Here is a 25,907-nt window from a genome sequence, read left to right as displayed (position 1 = left end):
ATACCGGCGGCAGTGCTGATGCCGCCGGTCGAGCCGTGGCTCAGTCTGCGTACTGGCCTGCGGATTCGATCACTGGCTTCCAGCGGGCAATTTCGCCTTCAAGCTTTGCCTTCAAAGCAGCTGGAGTGCCATCGGCCTCCGGAGAAGGCACGGTTCCGAGCTCCGCAAAGCGAGCCGCGACGTTCTGGTCCTTCAAGGCCACTTGCAGAGCCTTGGAAAGCCGCTCATTGACCTCCGCAGACGTACCCTTCGGTGTATAGATGCCGTGCCAGATACCGACTTCGAAGTTCGGCAGACCGGCTTCGGAAGCGGTTGGAACATCCGGCAGCACCTTAAGACGCTCCGGTGTCGTTACCGCATAGGCTTTGACCGTGCCGCCCTGGATCTGCTTGGTGGTGTTGGTCGTCTGGTCGCACATGATATCGACCTGACCGCCGAGAAGGTCGGTCATGGCCGGACCTGTGCCCTTGTAGGGCACGGTGACCAGCGGTGTTTCGATCGCGCTCATGAACAGCATGCCGCATAGATGCGAGGCAGCGCCGATACCGGCATTGGCCACGGTTACCGTGTCCCTGTTTGCCTTGGCGTATTCGATCAGGCCCTTGAGATCGGTGGTTTCGAGATTTTTGCGCGACAGGATCGTCATCGGCACTTCGGTAACGAGGCCGACATATTCGAAGGCGTTGGTCGTATCGTAGGCCAGCTTGCGGTAAAGCGTGGCGCTGGTGGCCATGCCGATGTGATGAAGAAGGATCGTGTAACCGTCCGGATCGGCAGAAGCGACGCGTCCAGCGCCGAGCGTACCGCCAGCACCGCCGACATTTTCCACGATGATCTGCTTGCCCAGATCTTTCGCCATGGATTCGGCGACGAGACGGGCAACCGTATCGGTCGGGCCGCCTGCCGCAAACGGAACGACCATTGTAATGTTGCGATCAGGATAAGTCTGCGCACCGGCATTGAGCGCAAAAAGGGATACGGCGGCGAGCGCTACAGCACCCGTGACGGTTTTCAGAAGCTTCATCTTTTCCTCCCGATGAATTATGGCCTCAGCGACCGTATCGCTCCTCTGCGACCGGTCGGGGTGATGCCATTTGCAGCCGCCTTTATTCGCAGCGCAACGCTTTCGATAACCGCTGGTGAGAAAAGCGGCTGTGCAAACGCAGCAATGGGTGGATTTCGAAACATTCACTGTAATGCGTGGGTGGATTTCCACCCACGGAGCAAATAAGCTCGGTGCGAAATCAGTTTTCCATGTCTTCTTCGATAAGATCCTGCTTGCTCAAGGCATATTTCTGCATTTTTTCGTAGAGTGTCTTGCGGGATATTCCAAGCGTTTCATAGACGGCTTTAAGGTTGCCTCTGTGCGCTGCAATTGTTCTTGCCAGGATACTTTTTTCAAACTCCGCGACCTTGGCTGAGAGACTGTGCGCCTGAAGGGACTGGGTACTTTCGCCTGAATATCCATCTAACCCCAGCACATATCGATCGGCTGCGTTTCTCAATTCACGCACATTGCCCGGCCAATCTCTACCTGCGAGGGTGGACACCACTTCGGACGGCACATCCATATCATCTCGTCCATGGCGCGCTGCCCCTTCCCGTACAAGGTGAAGAAACAGGAGCGGAATATCGGCCCGGCGCTGGGCAAGCGATGGCACATGAACCGTCGCGACATTCAGGCGGTAGAGTAAATCCTGACGAAAGCGGCCTGCCAGCGCCTCCTCTGCCAGATCAACCTTGCTGGTGGCTATAAAGCGAACGTCGAGTTCGACAGTCTCGTTGGAGCCGAGCCGCGTTATGGTTCGCTCCTGCAGCACGCGCAACAGCTTGCCTTGCATGTCGAACGGCATCGAGCCTATCTCGTCCAGCAGGATCGTGCCGCCGCGAGCGTGCTCGAATTTCCCGTAGCGCGAACGCAGCGCGCCGGGAAAAGCGCCAGCCTCGTGGCCGAAGAGTTCGCTTTCAATGAGGTGTTGCGGCAGCGCGGCGCAATTGATGGCGACGAAGGGCCGGTCTGCGCGGGCGCTGACATCGTGCAGCGCACGTGCCACGACCTCCTTGCCTGCTCCCGTGTCGCCGATGATCAGCGTATCCGCATCCGCAGCGCCGATTGCGCGGATTTGATATCGCAAATCCACCATGATCTGTGTGCGTCCCGGCAGACGGGTTTCGAGATCGTCTCGCTTCCCAGCCACCGCGCGTAAACGGCGGTTTTCCAGCACCAGCGAGCGTCGATCGATAGCGCGTTTGATGATGCCGGCGAGGTACTGCATATTGAAGGGCTTTTCGATGAAGTCATAAGCCCCGTTGCGCATTGCGCTCACCGCCAATTGTACATCGCCATGGCCGGTTACGAGAATGACGGGAATTTCCGCATCCAGTTCCCTCACCTTTTGCAGAAGCGTCATTCCGTCCATGCCCGGCATACGAATATCGGTGACGATGACGCCGTCGAAACTGTAACCGATCAATTCGAAGACATGGTCGGCATTGTCGACCATGACGACCTCCAGACCGGCAAGCTCCAGCGCCTGACCAGTGGAAAGCCGCAAATCCTCCTCGTCATCGATCAGCAGTACACGGGACATGTTCATTCGGCGGCAACCTCTATGGACGCCTGCGCGTCCAGTTCTATATCAAAACGGGCGCCACCATCGGGAAGATTGATGACGCTCAGGCGCCCACCGAAATCTTTCACGATGTTGTAGGAAATGGAAAGCCCAAGGCCCAGACCCTTGCCGACACCTTTTGTTGAAAAGAACGGGTCGAAGATACGTTCCATGATAGCAGGGGGCACGCCGGGGCCGCGATCACGAACCGAAATAACGATCTTGTCTCCCTCTTGCACTGCGGTCAGATCGATCTGTCTATTCTCCAGCCCTTCCACCGCGTCGGCGGCGTTGGAGATCACGTTGACAAGGACCTGCTGAAGCCGCACCGGTCCCGCCTTCACCAAGAGGGGGGCTGGTCCGAGATCAAGATGCAATAGGGCATCTGCTGCCTTCAGGCGGGCGCTGACGATCTCCAGCGTATCGGCTACCACACTCTCCAAGGCGACGGCGCCGATCCGCTCATTGGGCTTGCGGGCGAAATTGCGAAGATGCCTGCTCAGCGCCGCCATTCGATCAATGAGAGCCGATATTCGCGTGATGTTGGAGCCTGCCTCATCCACGCGGCCACGCTCGATCAATAACGAGGCGCTTTCGGCATAGGTCTTGGCAGCAGCCAAAGGCTGGTTGAACTCGTGCGACAGCGCGGCAGACATTTGACCGAGCGCAGCAAGCTTGCCCGCCTGAATGAGATCCTTCTGTGTCTTTCGCAACTGCTTTTCCGTCTGCCGACGCTCGGCGATTTCGCGCTTTATATCACGGTTGACGCGGGCGAGATCGGCGGTGCGCTCCTCAACCCGTCGCTCCAGTTCGGCCTGCGCCTCTGCCTGATGCACAAGACGGTCCCTAAGCCTGCGGCGGCGTTGTAACATGGCGGCCGTGACTGCTCCCGCAAGGCAGAGGCAAAGGACGACTGCAATCATGGTCGTCTTTGTCTGGTTATGGATGGAACTGGTATCCATCAGCACGTTCACCGTCCATCCAGCATCCGGCATCGGCTGTGAAAGCACGAGATATTCCCTGCTCTGCTGCCCTTCCTGGACCGTCATCAGCTGGTGGTTACGGAACGAACCCCTGGAGGCGGGCAATTCGGAAAGCCTGGCATCGGCGTAACGCCTCGAAGCTTCCGTTTTGGCAATCCTCTCTGCAGTCAACGGCAGAATGGCGGAATAGAGCCATTCCGGGGTGCCCGTCATGAAGATGATGCCTTCCGGGTCAGTCACAAAAATACGATTTTCGCCATTACCAAAGGAGGATTCGATGCCCTCGATATCCACCTTGAAAACGATGACGCCCTTGATGACATCATTGAACAGGATCGGAGAGGCAAAATAATAGCCGCGCTTGTGTGACGTCGTTCCCAGCGCGAAGAACCGCGACTGGACGCCTTTAGCGGCATCCTGGAAATAGGGGCGATAGCTGAAATTCTGGCCGACGAAACTGGCCGGTCCATCGTAATTGCTGGCCGCAATCGTCTCACCGTCCAGCGTCATGATGTAGATGTCCGATGATTTCAGAAGATCGTTGATGGATTTCAGATAGACGTTGGCGCGCTGTCTGAGAAGCTGATCGTTCGGGTGGGCAACGAGTTCTTCGATGTCGTCATGATCGGCCATCAGTGCTGGCAAAGGTTCGTAGCGGTTGAGATGTCCGCCAAGCGCGGAAACGGCCAGTCGAAGCGTCGTCTGGCCCTGGTCTGCGGATTCCTTGAAATAGCTTTCGGCCACAAGGTCGCTTGCCTTTGTCAGCGCCAAGCTGCCAAGGCCGATACAAAGCACGACAATGCCGAACCAGCGATATTTCACTAACGCTTATCCTCCTATCGACCGCCTCAAAAGACGATCTCCCCTCTCCTGCCTTTCCGGCCTTGTGTAGACGAAACGACGGAAAGCAGGCTCCTCTCTTCCCGAAGTCTAAGTCCAGCACTCCATATTTCCAAGCATCCCCATCAAAACAAAAAAGCCGACCCTAGGGCCGGCTCGTTCGTATCTTGCGATTGAAGCGCTGATTATGCGCTTTCCTTCGGCGTCAAAACCTGGCGACCGCGGTACATGCCTGTCTTCAGGTCGATGTGGTGCGGACGGCGCAGTTCGCCGGAGTTCTTGTCTTCAACGTAGGTTGCGGACTTCAGGCCATCAGCCGAACGACGCATGCCACGCTTGGAAGGGCTGGTTTTTCTCTTAGGTACTGCCATTTGTGTAACTCCACTTGAGCGGCGAAACACAGGAACCGGCCAGAACCAAAGGCCGAATGTCACATGTTTCGATATCGGAAATTTGGCGCGCTTATACATGCCCCGCAGGGCTTTGACCAGCCCTGACGCGCATTTTTTCAAGAAAGGCCGAATCACCAGCTCGGCGCAGCACCGAGCCATTCGCGAATCACTATCAGAGAGGCTCAAACACAATCAATTCCTCGAAATGCTTCATATCGCGGAATTCACAGAATGCGGGCGGGTGCAATTCGATAACCGGTGCCGCTGTGCGCAGTTCTCGCAGGCAATCGTCGAGCAGTGCCTGCCAGTTCGGCAGGCATTCCGGCTCGAACCAGCGGCGCACATAGGCGAAGGTGATGTGAAATTCATAGGTATCTTGATCAGGATGACGATAACCGAAAGCTTCAGCGAAAGCGTTGCGCCATTCCGCAACGATCCGGTCGTCTTCAGACGTCGCTCCGCCCAGGGTAAGCCCCAGCGGCGTGACGGCTGTGACCTGCATGTCGAACGACGGCAGCTTCGGGAAGTTCTCTAACCGCCTGCGATAATATGCCGTCATGTCTTCTACTGCAGTATCTTCAGGCATTTCTTTCGGCCAGAATGGCCATGTGCGGCGGTGCTCGATAATTCCCTGAAACACCGTCATGTGCAGGCTGGAAATCGGTGTAAAGGCCAGATGCGTCGCTGCTTCGGGCATATCAATCAGGCGCTGCCGAACGTCGACAATCGCGTTCTGCGTGCGCGATCCCTCGATGAGGTGACAGACAACAGTGTTGCCGGGCTCGGCTAAAAACTCTCCAGCCAAAGAATAGCGCGTGCCGAGATGGCGCGGCGGCGCATCGTTGTTTACTGTAGAAAATTTGGCGAGTTTTGATGAAACGAGTGGGGCGTGCATGGAAGGCTCCTCGGATAGAAGCCTTCACCTACTCCTCATGCGCAACAGATGGATGACATCTGAAGCGTCAGTGCGCCTCATCCCAATTGTCTGCTGCGCGTGCATCCACCTGCAAGGGAACCTTCATATCGATGGCAGGCATGGCGGCGTTTTCCATGACCGACACGACGACCGGAAGCGTCTTTTCGATCTCGCTTTCCTCGACCTCGAAGATAAGTTCGTCATGCACCTGTAAAAGCATGCGAGCGGAAAGCTTAGCCTCATCCAGTGCGGGCTCCATGCGGATCATGGCGCGGCGGATAATATCGGCAGCAGAGCCCTGGATCGGCGCGTTGATGGCGGCGCGTTCGTTGAAAGCGCGCACCGATGGATTGGACGACTTGATTTCCGGGTAATTCACACGGCGTCCGAAGATGGTTTCGACATAGCCGTTTTCGCGCGCGAAAGCCTTGGTGCTCTCCATGTAATCGCGGATGCCAGGGAAGCGCTCGAAATATTTCTTGATGTAGTCACCCGCTTCCGAACGCCCGATACTGAGCTGATTGGCAAGGCCGAAAGACGAGATGCCATAGATGATACCGAAGTTGATCGCCTTGGCGCGACGCCGCACGTCGGACGGCATGCCTTCCACCGGTACGCCGAACATTTCAGACGCCGTCATGGCATGAATGTCGATGCCGTTTTCAAAAGCGTTTTTCAGCTGCGGGATATCGGCAACATGCGCCAGCACACGAAGCTCGATCTGGCTGTAGTCGGCAGACAGAAGCTTATTGCCGGGTGTGGAAATGAAGGCCGTCCTGATCTTGCGTCCTTCCGCCGTACGCACCGGAATATTCTGGAGGTTGGGTTCGGAGGAGGACAGGCGACCCGTCGTGGTGGATGCCAGCGAATAGGAGGTGTGGACGCGCTTGGTATCAGCGTGGATATAGCCGGGTAACGCATCCGTATAGGTGGATTTAAGTTTGGTCAGCTGACGCCAGTCCACGATCTTGCGCGGCAGTTCCATGCCTTCGGCGGCAAGGTCTTCCAGCACCGAAGCGGAAGTGGACCATTGGCCGGTCTTGGTCTTGGAACCACCGGGCAGGCCCATCTTGCCGAACAGGATATCGCCAAGCTGCTTGGGTGAGCCGATGTTGAATTTCTCACCAGCAAGCTCGTAGATCTCTTCTTCGAAGGCAGCGGCCTTCTGCGCAAGCTCACCTGAAAGGCGCGACAGGATTTGACGATCGACGGAAATGCCGCGCTCTTCCATGTGTGCCAGAACCGGCACGAGCGGGCGTTCCAGTCGTTCATAGACGGAGGTTAAACGGTCCGCCACGAGGCGAGGCTTCAACACCATCCAAAGGCGAAGCGTGACATCGGCGTCTTCGGCAGCATAGGCAGTCGCTTTGTCGATATCGACGAAATCGAAGGTCACGCCCGATTTGCCTGAGCCTGCGACATCCTTGTAAGGAATTGGCGTGTGGCCGAGCCAGCGCTCGGAAAGCGCGTCCATGCCATGGGCACCCTTGCCTGCTTCCAGAACGTAGGAGAGGAGCATCGTATCGTCATAGCTCTGCATAACGATGCCGAGACGTTTCACCAGCAGGTAGTCGTATTTGAGGTTCTGAGCGACCTTTAGGATTGCGGGGTCTTCCAGAAGTGCTTTCAGCCTTGAGATCGCAAGATCGTAAGGAATCTGGTCTGGTGCCAGCTTTATACCATCGCTGAACAGATCGCCACCGGAACCGGTCTTGTGGGTAAGAGGCACATAGGCCGCGATGATATCGGTGCCGCTCGCGTTCTTGCTGTTATCGGCAATTGCGAGTGAGAAGCCGACGAGTTCGGCATTCATCGGGTCGAGCGATGTGGTTTCGGTATCGAAAGCCACAACGCCTGTTTCGCCGGCCATGGCGATCCAGCGATCCAGCTCTTCGATGGTGCGGATCGTCTGATAGGCTGTCGTGTCGATCTTCGCAGCGGAGAACGCCGCCTCGCGGGCGGATGCAAGTTCTTTCGGCGTATCGCCTTCTGCCTTGGAAAGAACAGCACCGACATCGGAAACCGAGTGCTCGCCAAGCGCAACCGCAGAATCGTTTTGAGCGCCTGCGGCGGCATCCAGATCAGGTCCGTGTGCCGCAGCACCACGCTCGACGGGAACATGGGCTGGATCGATAACGGAAGCATCCGCGCCCGTTGCCTCTGCAACACGGCGCGTCAGGGTGGTGAACTCCATCGCCTTAAGAAAGGCGATCAGTTTTGGACCATCCTGCACTTCCAGCGTCAGTGCATCCAGCGCAAGCTCAAGCGGAACATCTGTCCGAAGCGCAACAAGCTGGCGGGAAAGACGAGCCAACTCGGCATTGGCGATAATGTTTTCGCGGCGCTTCTGCTGCTTGATTTCACCGGCACGCGAAAGCAGCGTATCGAGATCGCCATATTCTTCCAGCAACTGCGCTGCGGTCTTCGGCCCGATACCGGGGATACCAGGAATATTATCGGTCGAATCGCCCGTCATCGCCTGAAGGTCGATCATCTTTTCCGGTGGCACGCCCCATTTTTCGACCACATCGGGAACGCCGATCTGCTTGTCTTTCATCGCGTCGTACATATGCACGTTCGGCGTGACGAGCTGCATCAGATCCTTGTCGGAAGAGATGATCGTCACGTCCGCGCCGATGGCTTCCGCCTGACGGGCATAGGTGGCGATGATGTCGTCAGCTTCGAAACCTTCCGTTTCGATGCAAGGCAGATTGAAAGCTCGGGTGGCGTGACGGATCAGCCCAAACTGCGGAACCAGATCCTCCGGCGGTGCCGAGCGATTGGCCTTGTAAAGATCGTAAAGTTCGTTGCGGAAGGTTTTCGAGGAGTAGTCGAAAATCACCGCGAAATGGGTTGGCGTCACCCCGACATCGGTGTTGCGTGCATCCTTCAAGAGCTTCCACAGCATATTGCAGAAACCAGAGACGGCATTGACCGGCAAACCGTCCGATTTGCGGTTGAGCGGAGGGATGGCATGAAAGGCCCGAAAAATGAAACCGGAGCCGTCCACGAGGAAGAGATGATCGCCTTTTTTCATGGGAAGCATGGATAGCGCGGGGGGCAGATAACGTCCAGATAAACTTGATCGACCAGCACTCGTGAACCCCGTGATCTATTTTCTACCGCACGCTTGGCTTTTTCACCGGAACGTTACCAATTTGTAATCCGACCTTCCCTTGAAAAGCCGCATTTGCGGCCTCATTTCTAGGAGGACGGCGACTGATCACGCCGTAGTCTGATAGCTGGCTCGTCCCCCGCCGCGTCAGACCGGACAAAGGCCTATCCCCCTCTCCGGGCCTTTGTCCCTCAATATGACCGCCATGGCCGTCCCCTCCCGGCCATGGCGGTTTTTCTTTGCACGCATGTTTCGCGAAAGACTTACGATGTAGATCGTATGATATACAATTCTGCCGAGCGATCCCTGACGATGCGATTTTCGAGAAAAGATTCAGCGACCTATCTGGCGGCGCAACTGGCCAAGACCTTTTCAAGGGCGCTGAACAAACGCGCCACGGCGCTCGGCTTTTCGCCTGGGCAGTTTCCAGTGCTACTTGAACTCTGGCAAGAGGAAGGTCTAACGCAAAGACAGCTCCTCGATCGCGTCGATATCGAACAAGCTACTCTTGCCAATACGCTTTCCCGCATGGAACGAGATGGGCTGATTGAACGCAACCCGCACCCAAAGGACAGGCGAGCGCAGATAATAAGCCTGACCGAGAACGGGCGCGAGTTGGAAGCTAAGGCAATCGCAGCATCAAAAGCCACGGACGAGGCGATCCTGGAAGGATTGCTAAAGTTCGAGCGACACTTGCTGATCGAATATATGAGCCGTACCATCGAAGCGGCCAAGGGCTCCGAACCGACGACGTAAAGCCCGTACGCATGATGTGCGCCTGACGAGTTTCTAAAGATTACGGCTCGAAACCTCACCTCGTTTGCTCTATCTTCCGCCGATCTTGACATGACAGGATCGCGCAATGACAGACATTTCCTCCGTTCTTTCGACGGTTGACGACACACTTCCTTCCAGCCTCGAAAGACTTTTCGAACTCGTTCGCATCAAATCCATTTCGACGGACCCCGCTTACAAGGCCGAATGCCGCAAGGCGGCGGAATGGCTGGTGCGTGACCTGACGGGCATCGGCTTTGAAGCAAGCATCCGTGAGACGTCCGGCCACCCCATGGTCGTCGCCCATCACGATGGCGCAAAGCCGGACGCGCCCCATGTGCTGTTCTACGGTCATTATGATGTGCAGCCCGTGGACCCGCTGGAACTTTGGGAAAACGATCCATTCGATGCCGCCCTGAAGGATATCGGGGGAGGACGACAGGTCATTACGGGTCGTGGTACCGCCGATGACAAGGGTCAGTTGATGACCTTCGTGGAAGCCTGCCGAGCCTACAAGGCGGTCAACGGCTCGCTGCCGATCCGCATAACCATTCTTTTCGAGGGCGAGGAAGAATCCGGTTCGCCGTCCCTCAAACCGTTCCTCGATGCAAATGCGGATGAATTGAAGGCGGACTACGCGCTGGTCTGCGACACCAGCATGTGGGACCGCGAGACACCCGCCATTGCTGCCGCCCTTCGCGGCCTGGTTGGCGAAGAGATCGTGATTACGGCTGCCGACCGCGACCTTCACTCCGGCCTGTTCGGCGGCGCGGCCGCAAACCCGATCCACATATTGACCAGCATTCTTGCCGGTCTACATGACGAAACGGGTCGCGTGACCTTGCCGAACTTCTACGATGGCGTCGAGGAGACGCCTGCCAACATCAAGGCATCCTGGGAAAATCTTGGGCGCAGCGCCGAAGCCTTCCTCGGCGAAGTCGGACTGTCCATCCCCGCCGGTGAAAAGGGTCGCTCTGTCCTGGAACTGACCTGGGCAAGACCGACCGCAGAGGTAAATGGTATCGTTGGCGGCTACACGGGCGACGGCTTCAAGACGGTGATCGCGGCCAAGGTATCCGCAAAGGTTTCGTTCCGACTGGTCGGCAATCAGAATCCCGCAGCAATCCGTGAAAGCTTCCGAGCCTATGTGCGATCCAAGATACCGGGTGATTGCTCAGTGGAGTTCCACGAGCATGGAGGCTCGCCCGCGATCCAGCTTTCCTACGACTCTCCAGCACTGACCAAAGCAAAGACGGCTCTTTCGGATGAATGGGAAAAGCCCGCGGTCGTTATCGGCATGGGCGGCTCGATCCCGATCGTCGGAGATTTCCAGAAGATGCTCAACATGGATTCGCTGATGATCGGCTTCGGCCTGACCGATGACCGTATTCATTCCCCGAACGAAAAGTACGATCTCCAGTCTTTCCACAAGGGCATCCGCTCCTGGGTCCGTATTCTGTCGTCCCTTAGCGCGTAATGGAAGATATAGCGCCGTCTTTTGGCGGCGCTATTTTCTACAGAAACAAGCCAAAAAAACAAAAAGGCCGGGCAAGCCCGACCTTTCATTACCGTTTTTGCTATCAGTGCCAGTACATCCGTGGTCAAAGCGCTAAAACGGTTTGTGTCTCAGCACGGCGCCAACTTTCGCTGTCGCTCATGTCTTCCCTTTCATCATTGCTCGCCTTGGTTAATTTTTCATTAACGGGAGAGCAATACGGCGGCTCATCTAAAGCCTCATCGGGAACTGCCGAAACACTGATGGACCGTATATTGGTGTGCATCATGTCTTTTGCAAGGCCGATTATCAATTAAACTGAAAAGATCTCGAAATCAAAAAAGGCCGAGACGAAGTCCCGGCCTTTTGAAAGATGACTGCTGGCCTCGCCAGCAGTGCATTATGCAGCTACGATGCTGTCAGCAGACATCTTGCCAGAACGACGGTCCTGAACCAGTTCGTAGGAGATCTTCTGACCATCCTTGAGACCGCTCATGCCTGCACGCTCAACGGCAGAGATGTGAACGAATACGTCCTGTGCGCCGTCGTCCGGCTGAATGAAGCCGTAGCCCTTGGTTGCGTTGAACCACTTTACTGTACCAGTCGCCATAACGATTTCCTTCCGTTGGCAAATTACGTTTGCGCTGAAATTCAGCGCGGTTTGGTCGAATTTGAAGGAAAGAAAGATCGTCGTGTGCGTCTATTAAGGACGCCGAAGCTCTGGTCGTCAAACAAATATCGATGCGGAGACAAGTAGGATGATAGAACCGATAAGTCAAGTTTTTGAAATAAAACGCGGTACGACAAATTTTGCGGACGATATTTTCTAGACGCGTCTACCGGAGGCCGAAAATAAAAAACCCGGCGCGGGAGGAGGTGCGCCGGGTCTTTAAAACTGACTGGACAACTGGGAGGAGGAGTGTTGCCAGTCCAATCGGGCGACGCTGGGAGGAGGAGTGCGTCGCTTCGATAATTTGAAGATACAACAAATCTGCACGAATAACAGTCAGAACATTGCAGCGCAGCATTGCATAAAATGCATAACTATTTCGTTGAGACTTGTCGCGGCACCGCATACAGCCTAAAGATTGCGCATGAGTCTTGAATCCGTTCGTATTTTCTTTGCCAATCATGCTCCAGAGATAGACGTTCTGGAAACGAAAGAAAGTTCTGCGACAGTCGCTCTTGCGGCAGAAGCACATGGCGTCGACCCAGGTCAGATCGCTAAGACGATCTGCCTGAAGGCGGGTGATACGATCCTGCTTTTAGTAACGGCCGGAACGAAACGTCTGGACAATCGCAAGTTCAGGGATCGTTTCGGTGCTAAACCGCGCATGCTGGCAGCGGATGATGTCGTTGACGTGACGAGCCATCCTGTGGGAGGCGTCTGCCCCTTCGGCTTGCCTTCACCTTTGCCGGTCTATTGCGACATTTCGCTTCAGCAATACGCGGAGGTGGTGCCCGCCGCAGGTGCAATAAACGCGGCCGTTCGCATTTCCCCAGAGCATATGGTGCGATTGACTGATGCCGAATGGGTCGATGTTTGCCAGTAACGGCAACCTGATCCGCAATACGGCTTAACCCCACCTTAAATCGCCGCATTTAAGCTTCATCGGCGTGGACGATCGAGGCATCAGCCGTTTCCCGCGTGGCGACAAGAAGAATGGAGACAGTTCCAGCACATGGCAGGTAGTGGAAAATCGCGCCAGAGAGTCGAGCCTTCTTTCGGGGATTTCCACGATTCCGGCGATGATCTGCGCCTTGATGCGAGCGACCGCGTTGCTGGCACGAATTCGGCAGGCCGAAAAACGGGCGCATCCGACAATACACTGCCCAAGAAACGAAATGCAAAAGGCGCAAAGACGAAGCGCATCGAGCGTTTAAGCGGTGGCGGCATAACCGGCCTCATTCGCAGATGTATCTACTGGTGCATCGTGCTTGGCATCTGGGGTGGTATCGGCGTTGCGGGCATCGTTCTCTATTATGGCGCCCGTATGCCGAGCGCCAGTACATGGTCTATTCCTGAGCGCCCGCCCAATCTCAAGATCGTCGCTGTGGATGGTACCGTTCTTGCCAATCGCGGTACGACAGGCGGCGAAGCATTGTCTCTGGAAGACATGTCGCCCTATATTCCGCAGGCGGTCATCGCCATCGAGGATCGGCGGTTCTATTCGCATTTCGGCATCGATCCGCTGGGCCTTGCCCGCGCCATCGTCACCAATGTCGTCAGCGGACGCACCGTTCAGGGCGGCTCGACGCTGACGCAGCAGCTTGCGAAGAACCTGTTCCTTTCTCACGACAGAACCATCGAGCGTAAGATACAGGAAGTACTGCTCGCCTTCTGGCTGGAGCAGAAATACACCAAGGATCAGATACTTGCGATGTATCTGAACCGGGTCTATTTCGGGTCGAACGCCTATGGCGTTGAAGCCGCGTCACGGCGCTATTTCAACAAATCCGCCCGCGACGTCAATCTCGGCGAGGCCGCACTCCTGGCGGGCCTGCTGAAAGCCCCTACCCGCCTTTCCCCGGCGCGCGATCCGCAGGCGGCGGAAGAACGGGCGCAGGTGGTTCTGCACTCTATGCAGGATGTAGGCTTCATCACCGAGGACGAAATCAAGACCGCCATGTCCCAGCCACCCACCAAGGCGAAACGCTTCTGGTCGGGCGCCGAGCATTATGCCGCAGACATGGTGCTGGACGAGGTGCGCGGCCTGATCGGCGACGTGAAACAGGATTTGACAGTCGACACCACCATCGATGTCAATCTCGAAAGCGATGCTGAAAAGGCCCTGACCGATGTATTGAAGAGCGAGGGACGCAAGCTGGGCGCATCGCAGGCTGCCCTCGTTTCCATTGATGGTGCGGGCGCAATCCGGGCGGTAGTGGGCGGTGCCGATTATGCCGAAAGCCAGTTCAACCGCGCCTCGAAAGCCAAGCGGCAGCCCGGCTCTGCCTTCAAACCCTTCGTTTACATATCGGCACTCGAGGCAGGCCTGACGCCGAACTCGATCCGCAACGACGCACCTGTCAGGATAGGCAACTGGACGCCGGAAAACTACGATCAGAAATATCGTGGTGAGGTCACGCTTTCGACGGCGCTTGCGAATTCGCTCAACACCATTGCCGCACAACTCGTCATGGAGGTGGGCCCGACACGGGTAACGCAGGTTGCCCATCGCATGGGTATCGAATCGGATCTTCAGGCCAATGCTTCCATCGCGCTCGGCACCTCTGAAGTATCGTTGCTGGAACTGACGTCGGCCTATGCGCCGATGATGAATGGCGGTTTCAAGGCTACCCCGCACATCGTCAAGCGCATCACGGACCCTGACGGCAAAGTGCTTTACGAAAACAAGTACGACAATCCGCCGCGCGTGCTTGACGAAGGTATTGCCGCCACCATGAACGGCATGCTGACCGGCGTCATCAACGAAGGTACGGGCAAGGCAGCCAAGCTCAAAGGTTGGCAGGCGGCGGGCAAATCCGGCACCACCCAGTCGTTCCGTGATGCGCTTTTCGTAGGTTATACCAGCCAGCTAACGACTGGCGTCTGGTTCGGCAACGATGACGGCACGTCGATGAAGAAAGTGACCGGCGGAGGACTTCCGGCCAAGGCCTGGAAGGAGTTCATGACCGCTGCGCATACGGGTCTGTCACCTTCACCGCTCTTCGGTCTCGGCACCTACGGCGCGCCGGAGATCGGCCAGCCGATGGCAGCAGCCCCACAAGAGCAGCCTGCGACGATAGGCGATATCATTTCGAACGCGCTTGGCGGCAGTCATGCCCCCATGCCGCAGGACTATCCCGCAGCGCCGGTCAGCCGTGAACAGACGGCTGGCACAGCGCCGTTCCCGCCCTCGGACGTTCCCCAACAGGGTTACCCTCAGCAGCAATATGGCGGTCCGGTTCCTCCGGCGGATATTGGCGGCTCGCCCCAGCGGCAGGAGGCCCCGAGGCAAACGACATTGTTCGATATCTTGATGGGGAATTGAGGCAGGGGAGCCATCAATGGCAAAAGCAAAAGGCCCGGTAGAACCGGGTCTTTTCACATTCTATCAGTTCGTTGCAGCAGGCGCTGGTGCCGGGGCTGCGTTCGGGTCCGGCAGCGGGGCCGGGCTGGCCGATAGCGTGCGCAAATAGGCAATCAGGTCGGCGCGCTCGGTATCTTTCTTGATACCCGCAAAGCCCATGGCTGTGCCCGGCACATGTTTCTTCGGGGCCTCTATGAAGTAGCTGAGGTGATCGTAGTCCCACTTCTCGCTGCTGCCCTTGGAGAAGTCCTTCATGCCTGCCGAATAGCTGAAGCCTGCGTGGCTGGCGATGGGGCGGTTCACGACATCGAAGAGATTGGGCCCGACTTTGTTGGGACCTCCACTCTCCGAGGTGTGACAGCTGGCACATTTCTTGAATACGGTTTCGCCCTTGGCGGCGTCGGCGCTGGCCAGCAATTGTGCAATCGGCACGGCCGGAGCTGCAGCTTCCGCGCCTGCGTTCTCGCTCGTGGTTTCCGCGACGATGGCGAAGCCCTCCTTTTCAGGCGCTTTTGCGTGGAAAATTCCTTCCGACGCAATAGACACCGACATGAGGACGAAGACCGTGCCAAGTAAGGCACCGACCGCCATGTTCACCTTAGAATTCATAGATTTGCGCTCCCTCACAACCGTTTACTCGAAACGGACATCTTGAAATTGCTTGAAAGCTATGGCTTTTGCACAGCCTGCGCAACTTGAATATGCTCCCCGCCCCGTGACGTATTGCCACTTTTCAGGCGGAATTTGAAGGGTGTCGAATGAATAATCGGTATTTCGAAAAGGCCATCGTGCTCATTCCAGCACGGATGGCGTCCACCCGTTTGCCCGGAAAGCCGCTGGCCGATATCGGCGGCAAACCGATGATCGTCCAGGTTGCCATGCGCGCCCGCGAAGCAGGTGCCGAACGAATCATCGTTGCCGTCGATGACGAGCAGGTCTTTCAGGCCGTCAAAAACGCGGGCTTCGACGTGACAATGACCCGGAAGGATCACCAGTCAGGCTCGGATCGTATCTATGAGGCGCTTCAGAAGGCTGACCCGAGCGGCAGCGCCGAATTCATTATCAACGTCCAGGGCGATCTTCCGACCATCGAGCCGGAAACGATCCGTGCTTCGCTTCGTCCGGTGGAAGATACATCCGTCGATATCGCTACGCTGACCGTGCCGATCACCGATGAGGACGAAAAGACCAATCCCAGCATCGTCAAGATCGTCGGCAGCCCGCTTTCCGACACGCGCCTGCGCGCACTCTATTTCACCCGCGCAACGGCACCCTATGGCAACGGACCGCTTTATCATCATATCGGCCTGTACACCTATCGTCGCGCCGCGCTTGAAAAATTCGTCTCGCTCAAGCCCTCACCGCTCGAGATGCGCGAGAGCCTCGAGCAGTTGCGGGCACTCGAAGCCGGCATGCGGATCGATGCGGAGATCGTGAATTCCGTTCCCCTTGGGGTCGACACCCAGCCACAGCTGGAAACCGCGCGCAAAATTCTCAGCAGCAAACAGAACTGACGGCACAATCATGACCAGCAGCAATCGCATTGCCTTTCAGGGCGACTACGGCGCAAATTCAGACATGGCGTGCCGGGATGTTTTTCCGACCATGGACCCGCTGCCCTGCCCGACATTTGAAGACGCCTTCAATGCGCTTGAAAATGGCGATGCCGATTTGGCGATGATACCGATCGAGAACACGCTGGCAGGACGCGTCGCTGACATTCACCACCTGCTACCTGAATCACGGCTGCACATCATCGGCGAATATTTCATGCCGATCCGTTTTCAGTTGATGGTTCTGCCCGGTGTGCAGAAGGACGAGATCAAGACGGTTCACAGCCATATTCACGCACTTGGCCAGTGCCGCAAAATCATCCGCTCCAACGGCTGGAAGCCGGTCGTTGCAGGCGATACGGCGGGGGCCGCGAAACTGGTTTCGGAACTGGGTGATCGCAGCATGGCGGCACTTGCGCCGCGCCTTGCTGCCTCGCTTTACGGTCTCGATATTCTCGCAGAGAATGTCGAGGATTCAGAAAACAACGTCACCCGTTTCGTCGTACTGTCCCGCGATGAATTCTGGGCAAAGCGCACGACGCCGGAAGAGGTGGTTGTTACCACCTTCGTCTTCAACGTGCGCAACATTCCCGCAGCCCTGTACAAAGCGATGGGTGGTTTCGCCACCAACGGCATCAACATGACCAAGCTCGAAAGCTACCAGATCGGCGGCAAATTCGTAGCGACGCAGTTCTATGCGGATATCGAGGGCCATCCGGAAGACGAGCCGGTTCGCCACGCGCTGGAGGAGTTGAAGTTCTTCTCCGAGAAGGTGAGAATTCTGGGTGTCTATACCGGCCACGCAATGCGTGGGAAGCTGAATAACGTGTGAGCGTTGCACTCACTCCATAAGTAATCCTCGGGCTTGACCCGAGGATCTGACGCCTTCCAAATGTCAATGTGGTTAGACCCTTGGAAAAGCCCAACGGTAACACAGCAAAGATGGGGCGAACCTACTTCACGCCGTCCCACTCGATCCAGTCCCGCATCAACCTATGCGCGATCGCACCGCGCGGCGGCGGCGACTTGCCGTTGGCGGCGCTTGCATTCAGCATGTCCACCACCTCGTCGCGCGTGAACCAACGGCAGTCCTCAAGCTCTCCCTCATCCCGCGTGATATCGAAAGACAGTGCTTCCGAATAACACCCGATCATCAGCGTATGTGGCATGGGCCATGGCTGTGATGCGTGATAACGGACGCGACCGATCTCTATGCTGGACTCTTCCCGCGTTTCGCGGCGCACGGCATTCTCAATCGTCTCGCCCGGCTCCACGAAGCCGGCAAGGCAGGAATACATGCCCGGCGCGAAATGGGCTCCGCGGCCAAGCAAGCACAGTTCGCGCTCAAGATCGATGGTCAGCATGATGACCACGGGGTCGGTGCGTGGAAAGATGGTGTGGCCGCAGCTTGCGCAGATGCGCTTGTAGCCGCCGATACGGAGTTCCATGTGACCGCCGCAGCGACCGCAGAACCTGTTGTCGGAGTTCCAGTTGACGAGGCTGACGGCCTGCGCGACTTCGCCGAGCAGTTCCTCGCCAATCAACTGATCGCGGTAGAGCGAGCGTGCATCCACCGGCTTGTAGTGGCTGGCAAGAGCATCTTCGGCCACACCCACCGGCACAGCCACGCGGGGCTCACCGTTTTCCTTGTGGCCGAGCAGGATTGCCCGTTCGAAATCCGGATCGAGCTCAGCCAGTTCATAGGCGGAGAAGAGCGGGTCTAGCACCTGATCGTCGTGCTTCAGAACAAGCTTGTTACCCGCAAAGGCAAGCAGATGCGTTCCTTCGACTTTCAAAGCATCGACAACGCAGTTTTCATCGCGTTTTTCCGCCAGACGGTTAAGGCCGTTCTGTGCGAATGCTGTGAGGGTCGAGGGTTCGGGATGTGGCGAGTTGGTTTCGAAAATGCTTTTTGAGATCATCAGAGCGCGCCAGCCAGTTTCTTCATGAATGTCTGTTTCTCGTCTTCGGCGTAAGGAATAGCGGTGCCCTGCCCCCAGATCGGCCCCGGCCAGAAAGGATCGCCTTCGCTGCGTGCGATAATATGGACGTGTAGCTGGGGAACGATGTTGCCCAGCGCGCCGACATTGATCTTGGTTGCGCCGGTGATGTCCTTCAGGGCTGCTGCAACCAGATTGGTTTCGAATGTCAGCACCGCCTGATCGAGAGGCGTCAGGTCGAACAATTCGCTGACATCGTTGCGCTGCGGGACGAGCACAAGCCAGGGCCAGCGGCTGTCGTTCTGAATGCGCAGCTGGCAGAGACCAAGAGTGGTGATCAGCGCGCTATCGCGGGCCAGTCTGTCGTCCAGCCGGAATGTGTCCAAGGTGTCCTCCAAAGCATGCGGCGTGGAAATGTCAGCGTTTTCGCTCCTGCCACATGCGCAATTATAAACTGTTTTCACAGCGATAGCAGTTTTTTGAAGGCTTGGCTTGCATTTGCTTTTAATATTGCCGATATGTGGCCCCGGGAGGTTGGTGGTGGACGAGCCACTCGCCAACCGGGTCAGGTCCGGAAGGAAGCAGCCCTAACGAGCCAGGCACGGGTCGCCGTGCCAGCCTCCCACCTTTTCTTTTTTAGACGCGCTCTGCTTCGCCGGGCCAGTTCAGCCTGAAAGCGGGCCCAACTTCAAAACTGGCGAGGCGATGAGCGACACCGGAACCAACATGCCCCAGACAAATGAGCAGGGTACCGGTTACCGGGTCTTGGCACGCAAATATCGCCCCAAGGATTTCTCCGATCTGATGGTCGGGCAGGAACCGATGGTTCGCACGCTGACCAATGCGTTCGAAACCGGTCGTATCGCCCAGGCCTATATGCTCACCGGCGTTCGCGGTGTCGGCAAGACGACGACGGCGCGCATTCTGGCGCGTGCGCTGAACTACAAGACGGCCGAGCTCGACAAGCCGACCATCGACCTGCGCGTTCCCGGTGAACATTGCCAGGCGATCATGGAAGGTCGCCATGTCGATGTTATTGAGATGGATGCCGCCTCGCATACGGGTATCGATGACATCCGCGAGATCATCGAGCAGGTGCGTTACCGCCCGGTTTCGGCGCGCTACAAAGTCTATATCATCGACGAAGTGCACATGCTGTCGACGCAGGCTTTCAACGGCCTGTTGAAGACGCTCGAAGAGCCGCCAGAACATGTGAAGTTCATTTTCGCGACGACCGAAATTCGCAAGGTTCCGATCACGGTTCTCTCGCGCTGCCAACGCTTCGATCTGCGCCGCATCAGCGCTGCGGATCTGGTCGGTCTGTTTACCGCAATTTCCTCCAAGGAGGGTTTCGAGGCCGAGCCTCAAGCACTGGCGATGATCGCGCGTGCGGCAGAAGGTTCTGCTCGTGACGGTCTCTCGCTACTGGATCAGGCGATTGCCCATGGAGGTGGTCGTGTAGAGGCGGAAGCCGTGCGCGGGATGCTGGGTCTTGCGGACCGGGCTCGCATCGTCGATCTGTTTCAACATGTCGTCAAAGGCGATGTGGCGGCGGCACTTTCCGAGTTCACCGCGCAATATGAGGCAGGTGCCAACCCTGTCGTCATTCTCAACGATCTGGCGGATTTCACTCACCTCGTCACACGCATGAAATATGTGCCGGATGCTGCGGAAGACCCGTCGCTTTCGGAAGTGGAGCGCGTGCGCGGCGCTGAATTTGCTGACGGCATCGCTGTTTCCACCCTGTCCCGCGTCTGGCAGATGCTGCTGAAGGGAATACCGGAAACGGAAAACGCCTCGCGCCCGGCAGGCGCTGCCGAAATGGTGCTGATCCGCCTGTCGCATGCCGCAAATCTTCCGGCACCTGAAGATGCTGCGCGCCGTCTGGCGGAGCTTTCGAACAGCGAGGGCAGCTTCTCGAATGGCGGTCCCTCTGGCAGTGGTGGAAATGGTGGCGGTGCGCGGGCGTACTCATCCACTCAGGCCGTAGCCTCGGCCCAAGCCTCACCGCAGATGCAATCCTCTCCGCAGCCGACAGCCATGTTGCGCGCCGTGCCGGATAGCCGCCCGCAGGAAATGCAGGTTGCGGCACCCCGGACCGAAGAACGACCGGAACCGAAGGTGCCGGTAAAATCGGTGCAGGATATTGCCGATCTCTGCCAGAAGAACCGCGATCCAGTCATGCGGGCGAAGGTTCGCAACTTCGTGCGTATGGTGCGGCTGGAGCCGGGTCGTCTCGATATGCGGCTTGGCGACGGCGCACCGGGAACGCTTCCCGGCGAGCTTGGCGTCAAGCTCAAGGAATGGACCGGCATCCACTGGATCGTCAGTCTCAGCAAGGAACAGGGCGAACCGACCCTTGTCGAGGCCGAAGGCAATGCGCGGGATGCGCGTCTGGTCGATGCCCGGCAGGACCCGGACGTTGCCGCCATTCTGGCCCAGTTTCCCGGTGCCAAGATCACCGACGTGCGTATCCGCGCGCCGGTTCAGGACGAGGCCGAGGATATCGCCCCGCCGTCCGTTGCTGAATCCAGTGAAGGCGACATTCTTCCCGGCGACGATATTGAATTTTAAAAGCAGCGGACCAAATCTGCAAAGACAACAAAAGACAGGAGTTTAGCCATGCGCGACATCATGGGCATGATGGGCAAGGTCAAGGAAATGCAGGCCAAGATGGAGAAGGTGCAGGAAGAAATTGCCGCCCTCGAAGTCCACGGCACCTCCGGCGGCGGCCTCGTCACCGTTACACTCAACGGCAAGGGCGAAATGCGTGGCCTGAAGGTCGACCCATCGCTCTTCAAGGAAGACGACGTTGAAATTCTCGAAGACCTGATCGTTGCAGCTCACAAGGATGCAAAGGAAAAGGGTGAGGCGCAGGCGCAGGAAAAGATGGCAGGCATCACCGCCGGCATTCCTCTGCCGCCCGGCATGAAGCTGCCTTTCTAAGAAGCTGCCTGGAAACGGCGCTAAGTCTCGATCATCGCGCGAAAGCGAGCGGCAAGGGGTGTGTCGAGAAACGCGACGCGCTCTTCCTTAGACAGGCGGTTGGGCCGGAAGCGCCGCAGGATGACAGGGATCGGTAATTTCGTCCCCTCATAGGGAATGAAGGTCACGCTTTCGCCAGCCTCTATCATGCCGGGTTTCAGCACCCGGCAGTAAAAGCCGGGATGACCGGCCTCCCGGAACCGTGGGGCAAAATGCGGATCACCGATACGGGCATTCAACGTGGCGCAGGGTATGCGCGCTGCGGTGAGTTCAAGTGTGACCTGCTTAAGTTCCAGCCGGTCGCCGACATGAAGTTCCCCGCTGTCGATGCCCTCGATCACCAGATTTTCGCCGAAAAATCCGGGCTCGATTTCACGACGAAGTTCGCGCGACCAGAAATCCAGATCGGCGGAACCCATGACATAGATGGCCTGATCCGGCCCGCCATGGTGTTTGCGGTTACAGACGGCATCTCCTACGATACCAGCCCCATCCACCATGACGGGGCCTTGCAGGGCGTGCTTGAATATACCGGTCTTCGATGTCTTGACGGGGAGCGATCTGGGCTCCGCCCGGCAAACAGCCTGAATTTTCATGACACGCCTTTCGCGCTTGTGATTCCCGTTCAACGATTAATGCAGTAGAAACGCTTCATGGCAAAACGAGTCACCGGTCCCGAAATCGAAAAACTGATCCAGCTTCTGGCAAAGGTGCCGGGGCTCGGTCCCCGCTCGGCCCGCCGCGCGGCCCTTCACCTCATCAAGAAGAAGGAACAGCTGCTCGGGCCGCTCGGCCACGCCATGGGCGAAGCCTATGACAAGGTAAAGATCTGCTCCTGCTGCGGCAATGTCGATACGATCGATCCCTGCACCGTGTGTTCGGATGAACGCCGTGACCAGTCCGTCATCATCGTCGTCGAAGATGTCTCGGACCTCTGGGCGCTGGAGCGGGCGGGAGCAATGAACACGGCCTATCATGTTTTAGGCGGCACGCTCTCGCCGCTGGATGGTGTGGGGCCGGAGGATTTGAACATCAAGGGCCTGATCGAGCGCGTCACAGCTGGCGGAATCAAGGAATTGATCATCGCCGTCAACGCCACCGTCGAGGGGCAGGCGACGGCGCATTACATCACAGACCGCCTGACCGATCTTGGCGTCAAGATCACCCGCCTTGCACATGGCGTTCCGGTGGGTGGGGAACTGGATTATCTGGACGAAGGCACGCTGACGGCGGCACTTCGTGCACGCACGGCGATTTAGAAGCATTTCCAGCAAAAGTGTGACGCGGTTTTGCGTTGGGAAAATGCGTAAACAAAGAGTCAAATTATCGAAGGAGACCGGATGAGCGCTCACACCATCGGCCTTGCAATTGCCGCCGCCATCTCGCTTTTGTCATCCGGTTCTGCAATGGCGCAATCCATACCCACCGGCGCTGCTGCAGCAAAATACGATGCGGAATTCAATGCCTGGCTGAGAAAAGAAATCTGGCCGGAAGCGCGCAAGGCGGGTGTGTCGCAGAAAACCTTGGAAGCAGCGCTGACGGGACTGACGATCAACTGGAAACTCCCTGATGTCATCGTCCCCGGCCAGAAGCCGCCGAAGGAGCAGGCGCAGAGCCAGGCGGAGTTTTCCTCTCCCGGTGCCTACTTCTCCGAGGCGCGCCTGCAGGGTCTGGCAGCAACGGGCCGTTCTCTGGCCGCCACCCACGCCGCGACGCTCAAACGCATCGAGGCGACCTATGGCGTGCCCGGCAATATCGTCGTTGCCATATGGGGCCGTGAGTCCGGCTTCGGTCGCGCCAAACTCCCGAATTCCGTCATCGACGTTCTGGCAACAAAGGCCTACGCCTCTACCCGCAAGGAGATGTTCCGGGCAGAACTGATCGACGCATTGAAGATTGCCGAAAGCGGGGATGTCCCAGCCTCGCGCATGATGGGATCATGGGCAGGCGCGCTCGGCCAACCGCAATTCATGCCCTCCAGCTACCTGAAATACGCCGTCGATTTCGATGGTGACGGTCATCGCGACATCTGGAATTCGGTGCCTGACGCGCTCGCATCCATCGCCAACTATCTATCGAAACGCGGCTGGCAGCGCGACCGCGACTGGGGCTTCGAGGTTTCCATACCAGACAATGTATCCTGCGCGCAGGAAGGGCCTGATCTGGCAAAGCCGGTTGCGGACTGGGCGAACATGGGCATCACCCGCATTTCCGGAAAGGGCTTTCCGGCCAATGACTTGAGCGCCGACGGTATGATGCTGGTCCCGGCTGGACGCCATGGGCCGGAATTCGTCGTGACGCCGAATTTCTATGTCATCAAGGAATACAACAACTCCGACCTCTACGCGCTCTTCATCGGCAACCTCGCAGATCGCATTGCCTATGGTGCGGGTCCCTTCAAGGCCGAGTGGGGCAATGTCGGCTCCATGTTGCGCTCCGACGTGCTGACAATGCAGAAGGCTTTGGTCGCCAAGGGTTACGATGTCGGGAAAGCGGATGGTCTGGCCGGTTTCAAGACCCGTCGTTCACTCGGCGACTGGCAGGCGAAGAACGGCTTGCAACCCACCTGTTTCCCAGATGCGACCCTTAAAGGAAAACTGAGGTAACAATATCGATCAGTGATGATCGATATGCGCCTTGTGGAACACATCGTCTTGCGGCGGGATGGCCTGCCGCTCGATCATCCTGTGGACGCGCGGGCGCGTCTTGCCCTTATGAAGCGTCAGTATCTGATCCCAGCTCTCTGCATCGGCCTGTGTGCGGCGATGGTTATGCCTCACATATTCGACCCATGTCGGCACGTGGTAGATTTCCGTCCAGATGTCCGGGTTTTCCAAATCGCGCATCAAACTCCAGTTGCGAGCGCCATCGCGGATGCGAATACGTCGCCGCTCCGCCATGATCGTCATGAATTGCGGAAGGTCGGCGTCGTCGATTTCATAGTCCACCATGATTGCGATGGGACCGCTTCGCGGAGTAATATCGAGCCTCAGATGCGGCTCCACAAAACGGTTGAGCGGATCGAGGTTTAATGAGGCAAAGGCAGGCATCGTAAGCTTGAGGCCGACGACGACGCCAAGCAGCATCAGCACGCAGGAACAGAGCAGTGCGTAGGTGAGACCGTTTTCTTCTGCAAGCACACCCCACAGCCAGCTACCGACAGCAATACCGCCGAAGGTCAGCGTCTGGTAGAGCGATAGCGCCCGTCCCACCACCCACCGCGGTGTCGAAAGCTGGACGATGGTGTTGAACAGTGAGAGCGCCAGAACCCAGCTTGCGCCGGAAATCGTCAGAACAAGGCTGGTGATGATAGCGCTGGTGCTGATGGCGGTCACACCGGCGCTGAAGGCAAAGCCGAGGAAAGCGACGCGAACGATCCATTCGCTGCTTATCATTTCCCGCAGGCGCGCACTGACGAGCGCGCCGCCGATGGCGCCAACGCCGAAAGCGCCGAGCATGACGCCGTAGGTCAGCGGCCCGCCCTCGACAAGATCGCGCGCAACAAGCGGCATCAGTGCGAGGATTGCGCTGGCGGATAGCCCAAAGAGAAAGCCCCGCACCAGAACCTTGCCGATATTCGGCGACATCGCCACATAACGCATTCCCGACGAGATAGCCGCCAGAAGCTGCTCGCGAGGCAAGCTCGATGCATTCTTCGGTGGTTGCCAGCGAAGTAGCGCGTAGAGCAGCGCGAAGTAACTGAACACGTTCACGAGAAATGCGGCAGCCGCCCCTGCGGCAGCAACAATCACGCCACCGATTGCCGGACCAACACTGCGGGTAATGTTGAAGCCGACACTGTTCAGCGTCACGGCTGCGGGAAGATCGTCCCGCGGCACCATTTCGCCGACAGACGCCTGCCAGGATGGATTATTAAGCGCCGTCCCACAGCCGATCATGAAGGTGAAGAACAAAAGCAACCACGGTGTAAGCCAGCCGCCCCAGGCAAAGAAGGTCAGCATCACGGAAGACGCCAGCATCAGAATCTGTGCCGCGATCATGATACGGCGGCGATCGAAGCTGTCCGCTAGCGCACCCGATATCAGCGAAAACAGCATGATCGGAAGAGAGGTCGAGGCCTGAACCAACGCGATCATGTTCTCCGAAGTCGACAGAGAGGTCATCATCCATGCTGCGCCCACCGCCTGAATGAGACCTCCGAAGTTCGATGCGATGCTGGCGAACCAGATGCGCCTATAGGTCAGGTGGCGAAGCGGGGCGAGTGGCGGGGTACGGTCAGGCACGAGCGATCCAATTGATTTTAACAG

23 protein-coding genes and 1 other RNA gene are annotated in these 25,907 nt (G+C 57.6%); 12 read left to right on the top strand and 12 right to left on the bottom strand.

What is annotated here, in order from left to right; translation table 11 throughout:
- Positions 1 to 40: 40 nt before the first annotated feature.
- From G6L28_RS00235 to polA, 6 genes are all read right to left on the bottom strand, one after another.
- On the bottom strand, positions 41 to 1,024 hold the full coding sequence (locus G6L28_RS00235) for a tripartite tricarboxylate transporter substrate-binding protein (protein ID WP_174061774.1): 984 nt from the start codon (positions 1,022 to 1,024) through the stop codon (positions 41 to 43).
- A 220-nt stretch (positions 1,025 to 1,244) separates the two neighbouring features.
- The gene (locus G6L28_RS00230) at positions 1,245 to 2,597 is read right to left on the bottom strand and encodes a sigma-54-dependent transcriptional regulator (RefSeq protein ID WP_174061773.1); all 1,353 of its coding nucleotides are present in this window, start codon (positions 2,595 to 2,597) and stop codon (positions 1,245 to 1,247) included.
- Positions 2,594 to 4,417 (bottom strand): ATP-binding protein, encoded by a 1,824-nt coding sequence (locus G6L28_RS00225; RefSeq protein WP_174061772.1) that lies wholly within the window; start codon positions 4,415 to 4,417, stop codon positions 2,594 to 2,596. The genes G6L28_RS00230 and G6L28_RS00225 overlap by 4 nt, the downstream gene beginning before the upstream one ends.
- Before the next feature lie 203 nt (positions 4,418 to 4,620).
- On the bottom strand, positions 4,621 to 4,806 hold the full coding sequence (gene rpmF / locus G6L28_RS00220) for a 50S ribosomal protein L32 (protein ID WP_003507205.1): 186 nt from the start codon (positions 4,804 to 4,806) through the stop codon (positions 4,621 to 4,623).
- 193 nt (positions 4,807 to 4,999) lie between these two features.
- Positions 5,000 to 5,722 carry a DUF1868 domain-containing protein gene (locus G6L28_RS00215; RefSeq protein WP_174061771.1) on the bottom strand — a complete coding sequence of 241 codons (723 nt, stop codon included), beginning with the start codon at positions 5,720 to 5,722 and terminating at the stop codon, positions 5,000 to 5,002.
- Positions 5,723 to 5,789: 67 nt separating this feature from the next.
- Positions 5,790 to 8,780, bottom strand: coding sequence for a DNA polymerase I (polA, locus tag G6L28_RS00210; protein WP_174061770.1), 2,991 nt, complete (start codon positions 8,778 to 8,780; stop codon positions 5,790 to 5,792).
- 390 nt (positions 8,781 to 9,170) lie between these two features.
- On the opposite strand from polA, the gene G6L28_RS00205 reads away from it, so the two are divergent.
- From G6L28_RS00205 to G6L28_RS00195, 3 genes are all read left to right on the top strand, one after another.
- Entirely contained in the window at positions 9,171 to 9,614 is a 444-nt protein-coding gene (locus tag G6L28_RS00205) for a MarR family winged helix-turn-helix transcriptional regulator (RefSeq protein WP_174061769.1), read from the top strand.
- A 106-nt stretch (positions 9,615 to 9,720) separates the two neighbouring features.
- Entirely contained in the window at positions 9,721 to 11,109 is a 1,389-nt protein-coding gene (locus tag G6L28_RS00200) for a M20/M25/M40 family metallo-hydrolase (RefSeq protein WP_174061768.1), read from the top strand.
- A complete protein-coding gene (locus G6L28_RS00195) occupies positions 11,109 to 11,444 on the top strand; it encodes a hypothetical protein (protein WP_174061767.1) in 336 nt (111 codons plus the stop codon). The genes G6L28_RS00200 and G6L28_RS00195 overlap by 1 nt, the downstream gene beginning before the upstream one ends.
- Before the next feature lie 83 nt (positions 11,445 to 11,527).
- Here the strand turns inward: G6L28_RS00195 and G6L28_RS00190 are convergent, their stop codons facing one another.
- Positions 11,528 to 11,737: a cold-shock protein gene (locus G6L28_RS00190; RefSeq protein WP_027674583.1), complete on the bottom strand. Its 210-nt coding sequence runs from the start codon at positions 11,735 to 11,737 to the stop codon at positions 11,528 to 11,530.
- A 484-nt stretch (positions 11,738 to 12,221) separates the two neighbouring features.
- On the opposite strand from G6L28_RS00190, the gene G6L28_RS00185 reads away from it, so the two are divergent.
- Entirely contained in the window at positions 12,222 to 12,680 is a 459-nt protein-coding gene (locus G6L28_RS00185) for a YbaK/EbsC family protein (protein WP_174061766.1), read from the top strand.
- 129 nt (positions 12,681 to 12,809) lie between these two features.
- Complete coding sequence (locus tag G6L28_RS00180) at positions 12,810 to 15,122, top strand: transglycosylase domain-containing protein (RefSeq protein WP_174061765.1); 2,313 nt, start codon at positions 12,810 to 12,812, stop codon at positions 15,120 to 15,122.
- 63 nt (positions 15,123 to 15,185) lie between these two features.
- On the opposite strand, the gene G6L28_RS00175 is transcribed toward G6L28_RS00180, so the two are convergent.
- Positions 15,186 to 15,770, bottom strand: a complete 585-nt coding sequence (locus G6L28_RS00175) for a c-type cytochrome (protein ID WP_174061764.1) — start codon at positions 15,768 to 15,770, stop codon at positions 15,186 to 15,188.
- Between the two features lie 149 nt (positions 15,771 to 15,919).
- On the opposite strand from G6L28_RS00175, the gene G6L28_RS00170 reads away from it, so the two are divergent.
- Together G6L28_RS00170 and G6L28_RS00165 are read left to right on the top strand one after the other, a co-directional pair.
- A complete protein-coding gene (locus tag G6L28_RS00170) occupies positions 15,920 to 16,675 on the top strand; it encodes a 3-deoxy-manno-octulosonate cytidylyltransferase (protein ID WP_174061763.1) in 756 nt (251 codons plus the stop codon).
- Between the two features lie 10 nt (positions 16,676 to 16,685).
- A complete protein-coding gene (locus G6L28_RS00165; RefSeq protein WP_202033472.1) occupies positions 16,686 to 17,546 on the top strand; it encodes a prephenate dehydratase in 861 nt (286 codons plus the stop codon).
- Between the two features lie 121 nt (positions 17,547 to 17,667).
- Here G6L28_RS00165 and nudC read toward each other — a convergent pair whose 3' ends face one another.
- Both nudC and G6L28_RS00155 read right to left on the bottom strand, forming a co-directional pair.
- Positions 17,668 to 18,636 (bottom strand): NAD(+) diphosphatase, encoded by a 969-nt coding sequence (nudC, locus tag G6L28_RS00160; protein ID WP_174061762.1) that lies wholly within the window; start codon positions 18,634 to 18,636, stop codon positions 17,668 to 17,670.
- The gene (locus tag G6L28_RS00155) at positions 18,636 to 19,040 is read right to left on the bottom strand and encodes an HIT domain-containing protein (RefSeq protein ID WP_174061761.1); all 405 of its coding nucleotides are present in this window, start codon (positions 19,038 to 19,040) and stop codon (positions 18,636 to 18,638) included. The genes nudC and G6L28_RS00155 overlap by 1 nt, the downstream gene beginning before the upstream one ends.
- A gap of 143 nt (positions 19,041 to 19,183) precedes the next feature.
- Between G6L28_RS00155 and ffs the strand changes: the two genes are divergently transcribed.
- From ffs to G6L28_RS00140, 3 genes are all read left to right on the top strand, one after another.
- An RNA gene (ffs, locus tag G6L28_RS00150) (signal recognition particle sRNA small type) lies at positions 19,184 to 19,280 on the top strand.
- A gap of 79 nt (positions 19,281 to 19,359) precedes the next feature.
- Positions 19,360 to 21,228: a DNA polymerase III subunit gamma/tau gene (locus G6L28_RS00145; protein ID WP_174061760.1), complete on the top strand. Its 1,869-nt coding sequence runs from the start codon at positions 19,360 to 19,362 to the stop codon at positions 21,226 to 21,228.
- Positions 21,229 to 21,276: 48 nt separating this feature from the next.
- The gene (locus G6L28_RS00140; protein ID WP_027674548.1) at positions 21,277 to 21,600 is read left to right on the top strand and encodes a YbaB/EbfC family nucleoid-associated protein; all 324 of its coding nucleotides are present in this window, start codon (positions 21,277 to 21,279) and stop codon (positions 21,598 to 21,600) included.
- A gap of 20 nt (positions 21,601 to 21,620) precedes the next feature.
- Here the strand turns inward: G6L28_RS00140 and G6L28_RS00135 are convergent, their stop codons facing one another.
- Positions 21,621 to 22,235 (bottom strand): MOSC domain-containing protein, encoded by a 615-nt coding sequence (locus tag G6L28_RS00135; protein ID WP_174061759.1) that lies wholly within the window; start codon positions 22,233 to 22,235, stop codon positions 21,621 to 21,623.
- Between the two features lie 57 nt (positions 22,236 to 22,292).
- Between G6L28_RS00135 and recR the strand changes: the two genes are divergently transcribed.
- Entirely contained in the window at positions 22,293 to 22,898 is a 606-nt protein-coding gene (recR, locus tag G6L28_RS00130; protein ID WP_027674546.1) for a recombination mediator RecR, read from the top strand.
- Between the two features lie 81 nt (positions 22,899 to 22,979).
- Entirely contained in the window at positions 22,980 to 24,245 is a 1,266-nt protein-coding gene (locus tag G6L28_RS00125) for a lytic murein transglycosylase (RefSeq protein WP_174061758.1), read from the top strand.
- 9 nt (positions 24,246 to 24,254) lie between these two features.
- Here the strand turns inward: G6L28_RS00125 and G6L28_RS00120 are convergent, their stop codons facing one another.
- Complete coding sequence (locus G6L28_RS00120; RefSeq protein WP_174061757.1) at positions 24,255 to 25,883, bottom strand: MFS transporter; 1,629 nt, start codon at positions 25,881 to 25,883, stop codon at positions 24,255 to 24,257.
- Positions 25,884 to 25,907: the final 24 nt, after the last annotated feature.

Origin of the sequence: Agrobacterium larrymoorei, assembly GCF_013322225.1 — a bacterium.
Taxonomy (GTDB): Bacteria; Pseudomonadota; Alphaproteobacteria; order Rhizobiales; family Rhizobiaceae; genus Agrobacterium; species Agrobacterium larrymoorei_A.
The sequence above is the reverse complement of the archived record's forward strand: the minus strand, read 5'-3'. Positions and strand labels throughout refer to the sequence as shown.